Source organism: Agrobacterium sp. Ap1 (assembly GCF_017313375.1).
GTDB classification, from domain to species: Bacteria; Pseudomonadota; Alphaproteobacteria; order Rhizobiales; family Rhizobiaceae; genus Neorhizobium; species Neorhizobium cellulosilyticum.
On record NZ_JAFLMY010000005.1, the window covers coordinates 1 to 13373 of the forward strand.

Consider the following 13373-nt stretch of genomic DNA (forward strand, 5'->3'; position numbering starts at 1 on the left):
TGGTCGGTGTGCCGTATGGCGATCAGTTGGACATTTCTATTTTGCAAATCGTCGGACATTTCAACCTTGCCGCCACATTGTGTGTGGCTAGGCTGGGTTCAAGGATGAAGTGCGACGAAGACATTCTCTCCGTGTTGCACTTTACGTTTAACCTAACTCGTTTGTCGCAGCCTTCGCCCTGCCCGATGAATTCGGGAACTCAGACAAACTTCGTCCAGTCGATGGAAAATATATAAGTCTGTCCTAAATGACCAAGTGGCCAGTTTGACCTTTGTTCTGCTGAACTGATGTTCGGATTGGCTAACTCTGCTTGTTTAAGTCGTGCATGCCAATTCGTTGCAAACCGGCGTTTCAAACCTGATGATTTTGAACTCGTCAGCGCCTCGCTCGTGAGGCTCGCAAAATGGAGGAAAGAGCTATGGTGAGTGGTCAGCTGAAAGCATTGCTCGGCGTTCTTGCGGTCGCTGGATATCAGAACAGAGACAAGATCGCGGAAATGCTGCGCGGAATACAGAACCCGCAGGCTGGAGATCCGAATATCGCGCAACCGGATGGTCGATCGCCACAGCCTCAGACGGCCGGACTCGATGATCTGTTCGGCAAGTTAGCCGGCGGCAGCGGTGCTGGTGGGCTCGGCGGCTTGGGCGGCCTTCTTGGCGGACTTGCGTCCGGCGGGATTCTCAGCGGCGGTCTGGGCGATCTCTTGAAGACGTTCCAGCAGAACGGGCTTGGAGAAAAGGCCGAATCCTGGGTAAATCCAGGCGCTAACGAGGATATCGACGACGTTCAACTCGAACAGGCAATCGGACCCGACGTGCTCGAAGAGCTTTCGACAAAGACTGGCCTTTCGCGAGAAGAGATCCTCGCGCGCCTGAGCAAGGATCTGCCGCGTGCGGTCGACGATCTGACGCCGGGCGGCCACCTGCCCCGTGACGACGGGGATTTTAGGAACGCCTGAAATCCTGCGTCCGCGAGAGAGCGAGCCTTGCAACATCACGTCATGTCGGCCGAAATCTCCCGTTAAAAACAATTGTATTAAAGCCGCGGCATACTCGAAAAAGCGATGCAAGTCGTGTTTTTGAGCATGTCTCCTCGGATCGCGTGAGGCAGAGGCTTAAGGCCCTGCCCGCTTTTTGGCGAGAGCGGTCAGCGCATCTCCGGCGAGCCGGTAGCGGATCCATTCATTCTGCGGTTCGGCACCGATGGCATCATAGACCTTGATTGCCGGTTCGTTCCAGTCGAGTACGCTCCATTCGAAACGGCCGCAGCCATTTTCCAGTGCAATCTGGGCCAGTCGCTGCAGCAATGCCTTGCCGGCTCCAAAACCTCGCGCGCTGGGCGTCACATAGAGGTCCTCCAGATACAACCCGTTGCGGGCTTGCCAGGTGGAATAGTTGAAGAACCAGATCGCCATGCCGATCGCTTGCCCGTCCTTTTCGCAGATCAGCGCCTGCGTCACCGAGTGGGGACCGAAGATCGACTGTTCGATCGTCTCGACGGTGGCTGCCACTTCGTGCTCGGCTTTTTCATAGATCGCAAGTTCGCGAATGAAGCCAAGCAGGGTTGCGGCATCACCACGCGTGGCGGGGCGAATAGAGAGTGACATCAATCGTCTCCGGAATTCAGTTTAAAAGCTGGATGAGGCTGCCGAACTTATTCGGCGGCGTCCTGGATCTTGGGAATTTCGAGCTCGTAGGCATAACCGTCGAGCATGCCATAGGCCTGTTCGATCGTCTTGATCTCGACTTCGGACTTCGAAATCGCCTCGCCGATCGTCTCGCAACGCGCCTTCAGCATGCGCCCCAGCACGTCGGTTCCGGGCTTGCGGCCCATCCGGTCCATATGATTGCGGATGCGGGCGCGATGCCGTTCCATTTCCAGGATATGGAACCGTGCGCTGACGATCCGGTCGGTCAACTTGCGGCGCATGGAGGCGACGGGATCGAATGAACCAGGCTCGCGCTCGTCGAGGATCATCTCGTTGACGAGCGTTTCCAGAATGACGAGCCCCTGAAGGTCTCTGGTATCCGCCAGTTCCGGATCATAGCCGGTATCGTCGAAAACCTTGCGGCGCACGGGATCGAGCAGCAGTTCATAAGCCCGCTTCAGGTCGCCGAAAGCCTCCTGGTCGCCACCTGCGTCCGGATGAGCCGTTTTCACACGCTTCCTGTAGGCGGATTTTACCGCCGCGTTATCTGCGTCTCGCGAAAGGCCCAGAATGTCATAGGGGTCGATCAAGGAGCGTCACCTGTCTTCGGCATGTCATGCTTGGAGCAATTGCTGGAATTGCTCTAGTCGTAAGCGTTAAGCCCCGACCGCTCAACCCCTTACCCATTCTTATGGCCAATTATGGGCGGGCGCCTGCCCTGCCCGGTCTTGCCCACAGTTATTGTTTTCTGAAGCGAAACGGGCGTTTACCCTCAGCCACCGGCGCCATCAGGAAACTGATGAAAACACAGGGCAGTAGCACGAGGAAGGTGGCCGTGAGGCTCACATGCTCGGCAATGAAGCCAAGAAGTGGCGGAATACCGATGGTGGACAGCATCAAGGTCAGCGCGAGAGCCGCGAGGTTTTCCGATGGCTGGCCCTTGCCGAGCGCGATCGTCGTGGCAACCGCCAGCGGGAATGCCAGAGCGATACCACAGCCGATCAGGAAAAGTGCAACGCCGGCATACATGTAGGAGGCAGACGAGACCAGCAGCACGACGCCGACGGCGACAGTCACCGCCGACATGCGGATCAGTGCCAGTGCGCCGAAACGGTCGCGCAGCATGTCGCCCATCATTCGGGTTGCGCCCATCCCTATCGTGAAGGCAGCGTAGAGCGTGCCGGCGAGCGCCGGATCGACGCGCAGTTCCTCGCGCAGGAAGAAGATGCCCCAGTCATAGATCGCGCCCTCGACGATGCAGAGACCGAAGACCATGACGCAGATCAGAAGGATGGTTCGGTCGGGCAGGACGTAAGCCGAGCGGCGCTTTTTCACTGGTACGGCCGGTGGATCGGCAGGCGTCAACAGGAAGACCGTGAGACAGGCAAGAAGAACAAGCGCAGCCGCCATGCTCTGCTGGATTGTCGGGGAAATGCCCTCCTCCGCCAGAAAGCCGGATGCAAGCGAGCCGACCAGAAGACCGACCGACCAGAAACCATGGCTGCGCGCCAGAACCTTGACGCCTTTGCGCGCCTCGATGCCGGCGGAAATCATGTTCGCCGCGACGTCGAAAATGGTACGGAAAAATCCGAAAAGAAAGAAACAGAAGATGAAACCCGGCAGCGGAAAGATCGTCAGCAGCGGGCTCAAGAGCGCCACGATCGGCAGCATGGTGACCGCGGTCACGCGCGGCGTCAGGCGATCGGTGATGCGTCCGGCGATCGGCAGAGCAAGAAAGGTTCCGACGGGAGCGCTGAGCAGCGCGAGGCCGAGCACCGCCTTGTCGACTTGAAGGGTTTCCTGGATGGAAGGCAGGCGGGTGAACAGTGAAATGAAGAGGATGGCATTGCTGAAATAGAGCAAAGCCGGGGGCAGCAAGGTCATAAAGGGTATCCGATCGAATCAGGCAGGGCATTCGTCGCAAAAGGTCACGGGAACAACAAGCGCGTATGACAGGACCCTGCCCTGCATTGGAAAGAACACAGGTTCAACGGTGCGCGATCTACCGATAAAATTCGCATGCCCATCTTTTCAGCGGTCAGAAACGCGCTACCATCAATCTTCTTGCTGGAGAACGTCTGATGGTCGCTCGCTTTGCTTCGCTGGTTGCTACTCTGGTGCTTGTCGCTCCTCCTGTCGTTTATGCCGAGGACCCTGCCTTGCAGGCCCAATCGGTGATTTCGGAACAAATAAGGGCGCTGATGCGGGACGATGCCGAGAAGGCTTATTCATACGCCTCCCCCGATATCCGGATGATGTATCCCGACGAGAATGCATTCCTGACTATGGTGCAGAAAAATTACGAGGCAGTCTATCACGCCGGAAACTATGCGTTCGGCCGCTCTAAACTGGTCGGCGGCGGCGAGATGGTGTTTCAGGAGGTGATGATCACCGGGCCGGGCGGCAAGGACTGGACCGCGATCTACGAAATGCGGCTGATGGACGACGGCAGCTACAAGGTGAATGGCGTCAGGATGATGAAGAACTCAACGAGCACCGGCATCTGACGAGAAACCGTTGCTAAAGCGGCGCGGCCGACATCATCTCGTCCGCGTCGTCGCGCGTCAAACCGATGACGCGGCGGGCGACATCTGAACCGAAGCCGTTGCGGGCGAATGAGGATAGCTCCTTGATGACGCGCTTCTCATCGGCAGCCTCGCGCCGATAAGGCCCGTAGCCGCGGCGGCGTGCGTAGGCGAGAGCGGCCTGCAGGTCGTCGACATCCTCAAGGGCAGCCGCAGCGGTTTCAGAGGCGATCCCCCTTTCCTGCAGCTTTCGTTGCAGCATGCGCCGTGAGCGCCCCGTCCGCACGCCCGAACGAACCTTGGTCTCGGCATAGTTCACATCATCGAGGCAGCCGAGAGTGCGGCCGCATTCGAGCGCGGCCGCAGCCAAGATCTGCAGGTCTTCGTCGGAAATATCCTCGAACTTCTGCCTGGCCTTTCGCTTGATGGCGTCGGCCAGCTCGCGTTCGGACATCATCCTGCGCGACAGCCGATAGATGGCGGAATTGCGCGCCCAAGCCAGCATGCGTGGCGTGACAACGATTACCTGATCCTGCTCGCTCTCTCCGCTCACGCCGACAAAACTCCTTAGAGTGGGGCGATATCGCCCTTGGCCCAGTTTTCCTGGGTTTCGGCGTAGAAGTCGGCGAACCGACCTTCCTCGATCGACTGGCGGATGCCCTTCATCAGGTCCTGATAGTAGTTCAGGTTGTTCCAGGAGAGCAGCATGCCGCCCAGCGCCTCGTCGGAGCGAATAAGGTGATGCAGATAGGCGCGGGAATAATCACGTGCGGCCGGGCAGTTGGACTCTTCGTCAAGCGGGCGCATGTCTTCGGCATGGCGGGCATTGCGGATGTTGACGCGGCCGCGGCGGGTGAACGCCAAGCCATGTCGGCCGGAGCGGGTCGGCATGACGCAATCGAACATGTCTATACCGCGGGCGACTGATTTCAGAATATCGTCCGGCGTGCCGACGCCCATGAGATAACGCGGCTTTTCCGTCGGCAGAACGGGAAGCGTCGTTTCCAACATCGCAAGCATGACGTTCTGCGGCTCGCCAACAGCAAGACCACCGACCGCATAACCCTTGAGGTCTAGTTGCTTCAGGCCTTCGGCGGAACGAATGCGCAGAGCAGGCTGATCGCCGCCCTGGACGATGCCGAACATAGCCTTGCCCGGCTGGTCACCGAAAGCGACCCGGCAGCGCTCGGCCCAACGCAGCGACAGTTCCATCGCGCGCTCGATCTCCTTCGGCTCGGCGGGCAGTGCCACGCATTCGTCGAGCTGCATCTGGATATCGGAGCCAAGAAGCCCCTGGATCTCGATAGAGCGTTCCGGCGACATATGGTGCAGCGAACCATCGACATGGCTCTTGAAGGTGACGCCCTTCTCGTCGAGCTTGCGCAGGCCGGACAAGGACATGACCTGGAAGCCGCCGCTATCCGTCAGGATCGGACCATCCCAGCGGATCAGCTTGTGCAGGCCACCGAGGCGCGCGACGCGTTCAGCACCGGGACGCAACATCAGGTGATAGGTATTGCCGAGGATGATATCGGCGCCGGTGTCCTTGACCTGGTCGAGATACATCGCCTTGACCGTGCCAACGGTGCCGACCGGCATGAAGGCGGGAGTACGGATCGTGCCGCGCGGCATGGAGACTTCGCCAAGGCGCGCGCCGGCGTCGGTCTTCTTCAGGGTGAACTGGAAATTCTCGGTGCTCATCTAGTCTTTCCGAAATAGCAGGCTGGAATCGCCGTAGGAATAAAAGCGATAGCCTGTCTTGATGGCATGGGCATAGGCGTCCTGCATCGTCTCCAGGCCGCAAAAGGCCGAGACGAGCATGAACAGGGTGGATTTCGGCAGGTGGAAATTGGTCATCAGCATGTCCACCGCCTTGAAGCGGTAGCCGGGTGTGATGAAGATGCCGGTCGGGCCGTTCCACGGCTCGATCGTGCCGCCATCGACGGCAGCGCTTTCGATCAGCCGCAGCGAGGTCGTGCCGACACAGATGATGCGCCCGCCCCTCGCCTTCACGGCGTTCAGCTTTGCAGCAGTTTCGGCGCTCACATACCCGATTTCCTGATGCATCTTGTGGTCGACCGTATCATCCACCTTCATGGGTAGAAACGTGCCGGCGCCGACATGCAGTGTAACGAAATGCCGTTCGATGCCTGCGGCATCAAGTTTTGCAAAAAGATCAGGCGTGAAATGCAGGCCGGCGGTGGGGGCCGCAACGGCTCCGTCCTCGCGAGCATAGATGGTCTGGTAATCCTGCCGATCCTTTGCATCTTCCGCACGCTTGGCGGCGATATAGGGCGGCAGCGGGATATGGCCGACGGACATGATCGCCTCGTCGAGCGCCGGTCCTGAAAGATCGAAGCGCAGGGTGACTTCGCCACCCTCGCCTTTCTCTTCCACCGTCGCCATCAACGAGCCGAGCTGACATGTCTCCGCCGAGTGACCAAATTCGATGCGATCGCCGATCTTGATGCGCTTGCCGGGCTTGGCGAATGCCTTCCAGACATCGGGCTCGCTGCGCATATGCAGCGTTGCCGAAACCTGCTGGCCGCCCGCACCTTCGCGGTGCCTGATACCCTCGAGCTGCGCCGGAATGACCTTGGTATCGTTGAACACCAGCGCATCGCCGGGTTCCAAGAAGTCCGCCAGTTCGGAAACGCGGTGATCCGCGAGAACCAGGTCGGCATCCGGACGCACGACAAGAAAACGCGCGCTGTCACGCGGGTTTGCGGGCCGCAGAGCGATGTTTTCTTCCGGCAGATCGAAATCGAAAAGTTCGACACGCATGGTGTAGTTTCGGGCCTGTTCTTGAAATGCGTAAGCCCGCCCCGTCCTTTAGAGGAACGGAGCGGGCCAAAGGCGAAAGCTCGACTTAGACGTCGGCTGCGACGCGGACCGAGACGATCGAATCCGGATCCTGTACCGGCTCGCCCTTCTTGATCTGGTCGATGATGTCCATGCCTTCGATGACCTGACCCCAGACAGAATACTGCTTGTTCAGCCAGGGAGCGTCGGTGAAGCAGATGAAGAACTGCGAGTTGGCAGAGTTCGGGTTCTGCGAACGGGCCATGGAGCAGGTGCCGCGAACGTGCGGGACGGCCGAGAATTCAGCCTGAAGATCCGGCTTTTCGGAACCGCCCATGCCGGCGCGCGACGGGTTGAAGCTTTCGCCGCCCTTCTTGCCGAACTTGACGTCACCGGTCTGTGCCATGAAGTCCGGGATGACGCGGTGGAAAACAACGCCATCATAGGCCTCTTCGCGGGCCAGCTCCTTAATGCGGGCAACGTGGCCCGGAGCGAGGTCCGGCAGAAGCGAGATCACGACCTTGCCCTTGGTGGTTTCCATGATGAGGGTGTTTTCGGGATCCTTGATCTCCGCCATGTGTATCTCCTTGCTTGCCTCTCGGGCTTTCTTCTAGTGGAAAATCGCGGCTTTGTGCCGTTACTTCTTGGTGACCGTGACCTTGATCATCTTGTCGGGGTTGCTGACTTCGCCATTGCCGCCCTCGCCGCGCTTGATCTTGTCGACGAATTCCATGCCCGACTGAACTTGACCGACGACCGTATACTGGCCGTTCAGGAAAGCACCTTCGTCAAACATGATGAAGAACTGCGAATTGGCCGAGTTCGGGCTCTGAGACCGCGCCATACCGACGGTGCCGCGCTTGAACGGGACCTTCGAAAATTCCGCCGGGATATCCGGCATCTCGGAGCCGCCCATGCCGGCACGCTTGGGGTTGAACTTCGCACCGCCCTGCTTGCCGAATTCGACATCGCCCGTCTGGGCCATGAAGCCATCGATGACGCGGTGGAAGACAACGTTGTCGTACTCGCCCTTGGAGGCGAGCGCTTCGATCTGGGCAACGTGCTTCGGCGCAACTTCCGGCGCAAGCTTGATGACGACCGGACCGTCCTTCAACTGGATAGTCAGGAGATCGTCAGCATAGGCGGCACCCGCCATGGATGCGAAGGCGACCAGACCGGCAAAGGCAGAGTGAAGCAATTTCATTGGAAACTCCGTGTTTCTGAACAAATCAGCGCGCAAATCTCGATTTCAAGGCCGCGAGCACGGTTGGCGGTACAAAAGGTGCCACATCGCCGCCCATGGCCGCGATCTGACGGACCAATGTGGCGGTTATGGGCCGCGACGCGGTGCCTGCCGGCAGGAAGACAGTCTGCACGTCAGGCGCCATCTGGCGGTTCATGCCGGCCATCTGCATTTCGTAGTCCAGATCCGTCCCGTCACGCACGCCGCGGATCAGTAGCTTAGCACCATTGGCGCGAGCGGCATCGACAACGAGTCGATCGAAGGAGACGACATCTATATTGGCAGCCTTTTCCGGCAGCGCTTCCTTGAGCGACGCACGGATCAGTTCTGCCCGTTCCTCGAAGGAAAACAGCGGTGTCTTGCCGGGATGAACGCCGATCGCGACGATGACGCGGTCGGCGACCTGCAGTGCCTGAACCAGAACATCCAGATGCCCGTTCGTCATCGGATCGAAGGATCCGGGATAGAAAGCGGTCGTCATGCCTAGGCCCAGCCCCTGACTTTGCCGATTAAGATTCCCCGGCCTTTTGTCACGTCGCCCCCTCGTCTGCAAGGGTCAGAGGCTATCGATGCCGTGAATGCAAGATGAACGGGCCATTCAAGGTCGTTTCAGCGGCAGTTTGTTTTACTCCACATCAGCGGCAGGGCTTCCTGCCCGATCATGGAGAGAAAAATGCTGGTTATGGTCGTTCTTGGTGCTGTTCTTGCTGCGTTTCTCATCGAAGGCGCCCTTTTCGCCCTGGAACAGAACGACGCCTGACAAATGCAAAAGATGAACGCCAGATGAACAACCCTTTCAGGCAAGCTTCAGAGGCGTTCAGTTAAGTTTCTCTCAAGATGCGGTGGAACCCGTGTGTGCTTGATGCGCCGGGCCAATTAAGAAGGAATGTGGATATGTTTAAGCGGAACCCGATGGCGCTCGACAAGGTCACCATGATCAATGTCGTCTGGACGTCCATGATCGCAGTCATGCTGACCGCGACGGTAACCCTTTACCAGAACAAGTCCGATCCGTCGGAAATGAACTACTCGCAGATGTCCGGTCGTTATCAGGACGTTTCCTACTATTAATCAGGCCGAACTGGCCTGACCCTCGGAGGCAGGTCATGTTCGAGACTCTGGCAATTCTTGCAGTTCTGATCAGCAGTCTGTGTGTCGCGTCAGTGACTCTGATGGTTTCCGCGCTTCACCGCCCGCGCGGAGATATTGAGGATTTCGCTCGCAGACACAGCGCCGTTTGATTGAAACCTCACCTCAGGCGCTGCATAGCTCAAAAGTCACCACAGAGTGTCAGACAGTCAAAATTCAAAAGCCGGAGAACATGTTCTCCGGCTTTTTTCGTATCTGACTTCAAGTTGGGATCAAACGGCGCGCATCACGCGCCGCTATCATCACCTTCCGGCGCCGGATTTTCGGCGGAAGCGGTGCCTGCGGCATCGATGCCGTTTTCCTCTTCGCCCTCGACGCCATTTTCCTCGTCACCTTCCGGCTCGCTGATACGCTCGACGGAAACCACCTTCTCATCCTTGGCGGTAGAGAAGATCGTGACGCCCTTTGTCGCGCGGCTGGCGATACGAATGCCGTTTACCGGAACGCGGATCAGAACACCGCCATCGGAAACGAGCATGATCTGGTCTGCTTCGTCGATCGGGAAGGCCGCAACCTGTTCGCCGATTTCCGCGGTCTTGGATGTGTCGGTGGCGCGGATACCCTTGCCGCCACGGCCCGAGGTCCGGAAGTCGTAAGAGGATGAACGCTTGCCATAACCCTTTTCCGACACGGTCAGAACGAACTGTTCGCGGGACTTCAGGTATTCGTAACGTTCATCGGAGAGCTGTCCCTCTTCGGTGACTTCCTCACCGACCAGAGCAATATCCTCCTCGTCGACACCCGCAGCGCGACGTTCTGCGGCGGAGCGCTTCAGATAGGCAGCACGCTCCCACGGCTCGGCATCGACATGATTGACGATGGTCATCGAGATGATGCGGTCGCCATCGGCCAGGTTGATACCGCGAACACCGATCGAGTTGCGGCCGGCGAACACGCGCACCTCATCGACAGGGAAGCGGATTGCCTGACCAAGTGCCGTCGTCAGAAGCACGTCATCACCCGGAATGGCCAGATCATGGTTTGGCGCCGTGCAGGTCTCTACGGAGAGGATTTCGTCACCCTCTTCCTCGAGCTTCATGGCGATCTTGCCGTTGCGGTTGACCTGAACGAAATCGGACAGCTTGTTACGGCGAACCGTACCGCGCGTTGTCGCGAACATGACGTCGAGGTTTTCCCAGGAATTCTCATCCTCGGGCAGCGGCATGATGGTGGTGATGCGTTCGCCGGGTTCCAGCGGCAGCATGTTGATCAGCGCCTTGCCGCGCGATTGCGGCGTGCCGACCGGCAGGCGGTAGACCTTTTCCTTGTAGACGATGCCACGCGAAGAGAAGAACAGAACCGGCGTATGGGTGTTGACCACGAACAGGCGCGAGACGAAATCCTCGTCACGCGTCGCCATGCCGGAGCGGCCCTTGCCGCCACGACGTTGGGCGCGATAGGTCGCAAGCGGCACGCGCTTGATATAGCCAAGGTGCGATACCGTGACGACCATGTCTTCGCGGGCGATGAGGTCTTCATCGTCCATGTCGAGGCCGGCATCCATGATCTGGGTGCGGCGCGGCGTGCCGAATTCATCACGGACGGCTGCGAGCTCATCCTTGACGATGGTCTGAATGCGGATGCGCGACGACAGGATGTCGAGATAATCGGAAATCTCGGCGCCGATCTTGTTCAACTCGTCGGCGATTTCATCGCGGCCGAGAGCCGTCAGACGGGCAAGACGCAGTTCGAGGATGGCACGCGCCTGCTCTTCGGAAAGATTGTAGGTCGCGTCCTCGTTGATCCTGTGGCGCGGATCGTCGATCAGGCGGATCAGCGATTCCACGTCATGTGCCGGCCAGCGGCGGGTCATCAACTGCTCACGGGCCGTTGCCGGATCGGGTGCACGACGGATCAGCTGGATGACTTCGTCGATATTGGCGACGGCGATGGCGAGACCGACCAAGACGTGGGCGCGTTCGCGGGCCTTGCGCAGCAGGTATTTCGTGCGGCGGCTGACGACTTCCTCACGGAAGGACACGAAGGCGCGCAGCATGTCGAGCAGCGTCAGCTGTTCAGGCTTGCCGCCGTTCAGCGCCACCATGTTGCAGCCGAAAGAGGTCTGCAGCGGCGTGTAGCGGTAAAGCTGGTTGAGGATGACGTCAGCGTTTGCGTCACGCTTCAACTCGATGACGACGCGGTAGCCCTGGCGGTCAGACTCGTCGCGCAGGTCGGAAATGCCCTCGATGCGCTTGTCCTTGACCAGTTCGGCCATCTTTTCGATCATCGTAGCCTTGTTCACCTGATAGGGAACTTCGGTAATGATGATCTGCTCGCGGTCGCCGCGCATCGGCTCGATCGTGGCAAGGCCACGCATCATGACCGAGCCGCGACCCGTCTCATAAGCCGACCGAATACCGTTCTTGCCGAGAATCATTGCGCCGGTCGGAAAATCCGGACCGGGGATGATTTCCATCATCTCGGGCAGCTCGATCGCCGGATTATCAATCAGCGCGATACAGCCGTTGATGACTTCCGAAAGATTGTGCGGCGGGATATTGGTGGCCATGCCGACGGCGATGCCGCCTGCGCCATTGACCAGCAGGTTGGGGAATTTGGCCGGAACCACGACCGGCTCCGACATGGTGCCGTCGTAGTTGTCGCGAAAATCGACGGTTTCCTTGTCGAGGTCGTCGAGTAGCGCATGCGCCACCTTTTCCAGACGGCACTCGGTGTAGCGCTGGGCCGCCGGCGGATCGCCGTCGATCGAGCCGAAATTGCCCTGACCGTCGATCAGCGGCATGCGCAAGGACCAGTCCTGCGCCATACGGGCCAAAGCGTCATAGATCGCCGAGTCGCCGTGCGGATGGTATTTACCCATCACGTCACCGGTGACACGGGCGCTCTTGACGTATTTCTTGTTCCAGTCGAGCCCCAGCTCGTTCATCCCGTAGAGAATGCGGCGATGGACCGGCTTCAGGCCGTCACGAACATCAGGAAGCGCGCGGCTGACGATGACGCTCATGGCGTAATCGAGATAGGAGCGCTGCATCTCCTCCATGATGGAAATGGGTTCGATGCCTGGGGGCAGCTTTCCGCCGCCGGGTGTGCTTTGCTCAGTCAAATCGGATCACGATCTCTGTACGGAATCAGTTGCATTTTTATAACGGAAAGAGGTAACGAGCGCCAATTTCCGCGAGGGTTTTGAACAGCTTTCGACGCCATTCAAGGCAAGACTTTGTCCATCACCGCAAGCGCGGCAAAGGTCCTGACTTCCCGTTAAGCCGGGACTGTCCTAACAATCATCCATCGTGTTCGCAAGGAACTCGACCTATCGGGGAAATTATACATGGCGACGGCCGATGCGCTGATCAACGCAATGACGACAATGCTGGTGACGCTGGACCCACCCGGCCTCGCCCCGGTCTTCCTTGGCCTTACGGTCGGCATGACAGCTGTACAACGCAAGCAGGTGGCCCTGCGCGGCTCGATCATCGGCTTCGGCATCCTGACCGTGTTCGCGCTGTTCGGCGCCGGCGTGCTCGGCCTGCTCGGCATCTCGATGGGAGCGTTCCGCATAGCAGGCGGCATGCTGCTGTTTTGGATTTCCTTTGAGATGGTCTTCGAGAAGCGGCAGGAGCGCAAGGAAAAGACCTCGCAGGCGGCCATCACCATCGACCATATCCGGGACCTTGCCGTATTTCCTCTGGCTATCCCGCTGATTGCCGGCCCCGGCGCGATTTCCGCCACGGTTCTGCTTGCCGGCACGTTCACGAGCCCATTTGACCGCGCGCTTCTGATCTCCGTCATCGCACTGATGATGCTTATTCTCTATGTGACGCTGCTGCTTGCCGAACGGCTGGACCGCATTCTCGGCGTTACCGGCCGCGCGATCCTGACCCGACTTCTCGGTGTGTTGCTGGCCGCACTCTCCGTGCAATTCGTGGTGGATGGCGTTCGCGCAGCCTTCAATCTGTGAACTGCCGACATCGGTCTTTTGACAGACGACAAATCAGTTGCTTCTGATAGAAGCAGGCGCCGCCAAAGATTCCGGCGACGCAATTGT

At 59.0% G+C, this 13373-nt stretch carries 15 protein-coding genes; 5 read left to right on the plus strand and 10 right to left on the minus strand.

Annotated elements, in window-relative coordinates; translation table 11 throughout:
* Both JZX87_RS11495 and JZX87_RS11500 read left to right on the plus strand, forming a co-directional pair.
* Nucleotides 1-236: hypothetical protein (locus JZX87_RS11495; protein ID WP_206825595.1), on the plus strand; the 236-nt coding region annotated here is incomplete at its 5' end.
* Nucleotides 237-418: 182 nt separating this feature from the next.
* Nucleotides 419-958, plus strand: a complete 540-nt coding sequence (locus JZX87_RS11500) for a YidB family protein (protein ID WP_206825596.1) — start codon at nucleotides 419-421, stop codon at nucleotides 956-958.
* 156 nt (nucleotides 959-1114) lie between these two features.
* Here JZX87_RS11500 and JZX87_RS11505 read toward each other — a convergent pair whose 3' ends face one another.
* From JZX87_RS11505 to JZX87_RS11515, 3 genes are all read right to left on the minus strand, one after another.
* Nucleotides 1115-1606 (minus strand): GNAT family N-acetyltransferase, encoded by a 492-nt coding sequence (locus JZX87_RS11505; RefSeq protein ID WP_206825597.1) that lies wholly within the window; start codon nucleotides 1604-1606, stop codon nucleotides 1115-1117.
* 47 nt (nucleotides 1607-1653) lie between these two features.
* Nucleotides 1654-2238, minus strand: a complete 585-nt coding sequence (locus JZX87_RS11510) for a J domain-containing protein (RefSeq protein WP_206825599.1) — start codon at nucleotides 2236-2238, stop codon at nucleotides 1654-1656.
* Nucleotides 2239-2386: 148 nt separating this feature from the next.
* Nucleotides 2387-3532 carry an MFS transporter gene (locus JZX87_RS11515; RefSeq protein ID WP_206825601.1) on the minus strand — a complete coding sequence of 382 codons (1146 nt, stop codon included), beginning with the start codon at nucleotides 3530-3532 and terminating at the stop codon, nucleotides 2387-2389.
* Between the two features lie 197 nt (nucleotides 3533-3729).
* On the opposite strand from JZX87_RS11515, the gene JZX87_RS11520 reads away from it, so the two are divergent.
* Nucleotides 3730-4155 (plus strand): DUF4864 domain-containing protein, encoded by a 426-nt coding sequence (locus JZX87_RS11520; protein ID WP_206825603.1) that lies wholly within the window; start codon nucleotides 3730-3732, stop codon nucleotides 4153-4155.
* Between the two features lie 13 nt (nucleotides 4156-4168).
* Here the strand turns inward: JZX87_RS11520 and JZX87_RS11525 are convergent, their stop codons facing one another.
* From JZX87_RS11525 to coaD, 6 genes are all read right to left on the minus strand, one after another.
* A complete protein-coding gene (locus JZX87_RS11525; RefSeq protein ID WP_353654183.1) occupies nucleotides 4169-4726 on the minus strand; it encodes a regulatory protein RecX in 558 nt (185 codons plus the stop codon).
* Between the two features lie 14 nt (nucleotides 4727-4740).
* Nucleotides 4741-5874 carry a tRNA guanosine(34) transglycosylase Tgt gene (gene tgt, locus JZX87_RS11530; protein ID WP_206825605.1) on the minus strand — a complete coding sequence of 378 codons (1134 nt, stop codon included), beginning with the start codon at nucleotides 5872-5874 and terminating at the stop codon, nucleotides 4741-4743.
* Entirely contained in the window at nucleotides 5875-6957 is a 1083-nt protein-coding gene (queA, locus tag JZX87_RS11535; protein ID WP_206825607.1) for a tRNA preQ1(34) S-adenosylmethionine ribosyltransferase-isomerase QueA, read from the minus strand.
* Nucleotides 6958-7042: 85 nt separating this feature from the next.
* Nucleotides 7043-7552: a peptidylprolyl isomerase gene (locus JZX87_RS11540; protein ID WP_148144361.1), complete on the minus strand. Its 510-nt coding sequence runs from the start codon at nucleotides 7550-7552 to the stop codon at nucleotides 7043-7045.
* Between the two features lie 60 nt (nucleotides 7553-7612).
* Entirely contained in the window at nucleotides 7613-8179 is a 567-nt protein-coding gene (locus JZX87_RS11545) for a peptidylprolyl isomerase (protein ID WP_206825609.1), read from the minus strand.
* A 25-nt stretch (nucleotides 8180-8204) separates the two neighbouring features.
* The gene (gene coaD / locus JZX87_RS11550; RefSeq protein WP_206825617.1) at nucleotides 8205-8699 is read right to left on the minus strand and encodes a pantetheine-phosphate adenylyltransferase; all 495 of its coding nucleotides are present in this window, start codon (nucleotides 8697-8699) and stop codon (nucleotides 8205-8207) included.
* Between the two features lie 413 nt (nucleotides 8700-9112).
* Between coaD and JZX87_RS11555 the strand changes: the two genes are divergently transcribed.
* Complete coding sequence (locus JZX87_RS11555; protein ID WP_183822475.1) at nucleotides 9113-9289, plus strand: hypothetical protein; 177 nt, start codon at nucleotides 9113-9115, stop codon at nucleotides 9287-9289.
* 304 nt (nucleotides 9290-9593) lie between these two features.
* On the opposite strand, the gene gyrA is transcribed toward JZX87_RS11555, so the two are convergent.
* A complete protein-coding gene (gene gyrA / locus JZX87_RS11560) occupies nucleotides 9594-12431 on the minus strand; it encodes a DNA gyrase subunit A (RefSeq protein WP_206825618.1) in 2838 nt (945 codons plus the stop codon).
* Nucleotides 12432-12656: 225 nt separating this feature from the next.
* Between gyrA and JZX87_RS11565 the strand changes: the two genes are divergently transcribed.
* Complete coding sequence (locus tag JZX87_RS11565; RefSeq protein ID WP_183821674.1) at nucleotides 12657-13286, plus strand: MarC family protein; 630 nt, start codon at nucleotides 12657-12659, stop codon at nucleotides 13284-13286.
* The last annotated feature ends 87 nt before the right edge of the window (nucleotides 13287-13373 follow it).

What these genes read in the sequence shown, in the direction of transcription:
- JZX87_RS11500 (WP_206825596.1), top strand. Translation starts at nt 419, where the DNA reads ATGGTGAGTGGTCAGCTGAAAGCATTGCTCGGCGTTCTTGCGGTCGCT.
- JZX87_RS11505 (WP_206825597.1), bottom strand. Translation starts at nt 1,606, where the DNA reads ATGTCACTCTCTATTCGCCCCGCCACGCGTGGTGATGCCGCAACCCTG.
- JZX87_RS11515 (WP_206825601.1), bottom strand. Translation starts at nt 3,532, where the DNA reads ATGACCTTGCTGCCCCCGGCTTTGCTCTATTTCAGCAATGCCATCCTC.
- JZX87_RS11520 (WP_206825603.1), top strand. Translation starts at nt 3,730, where the DNA reads ATGGTCGCTCGCTTTGCTTCGCTGGTTGCTACTCTGGTGCTTGTCGCT.
- tgt (WP_206825605.1), bottom strand. Translation starts at nt 5,874, where the DNA reads ATGAGCACCGAGAATTTCCAGTTCACCCTGAAGAAGACCGACGCCGGC.
- queA (WP_206825607.1), bottom strand. Translation starts at nt 6,957, where the DNA reads ATGCGTGTCGAACTTTTCGATTTCGATCTGCCGGAAGAAAACATCGCT.
- JZX87_RS11540 (WP_148144361.1), bottom strand. Translation starts at nt 7,552, where the DNA reads ATGGCGGAGATCAAGGATCCCGAAAACACCCTCATCATGGAAACCACC.
- JZX87_RS11545 (WP_206825609.1), bottom strand. Translation starts at nt 8,179, where the DNA reads ATGAAATTGCTTCACTCTGCCTTTGCCGGTCTGGTCGCCTTCGCATCC.
- coaD (WP_206825617.1), bottom strand. Translation starts at nt 8,699, where the DNA reads ATGACGACCGCTTTCTATCCCGGATCCTTCGATCCGATGACGAACGGG.
- JZX87_RS11555 (WP_183822475.1), top strand. Translation starts at nt 9,113, where the DNA reads ATGTTTAAGCGGAACCCGATGGCGCTCGACAAGGTCACCATGATCAAT.
- JZX87_RS11565 (WP_183821674.1), top strand. Translation starts at nt 12,657, where the DNA reads ATGGCGACGGCCGATGCGCTGATCAACGCAATGACGACAATGCTGGTG.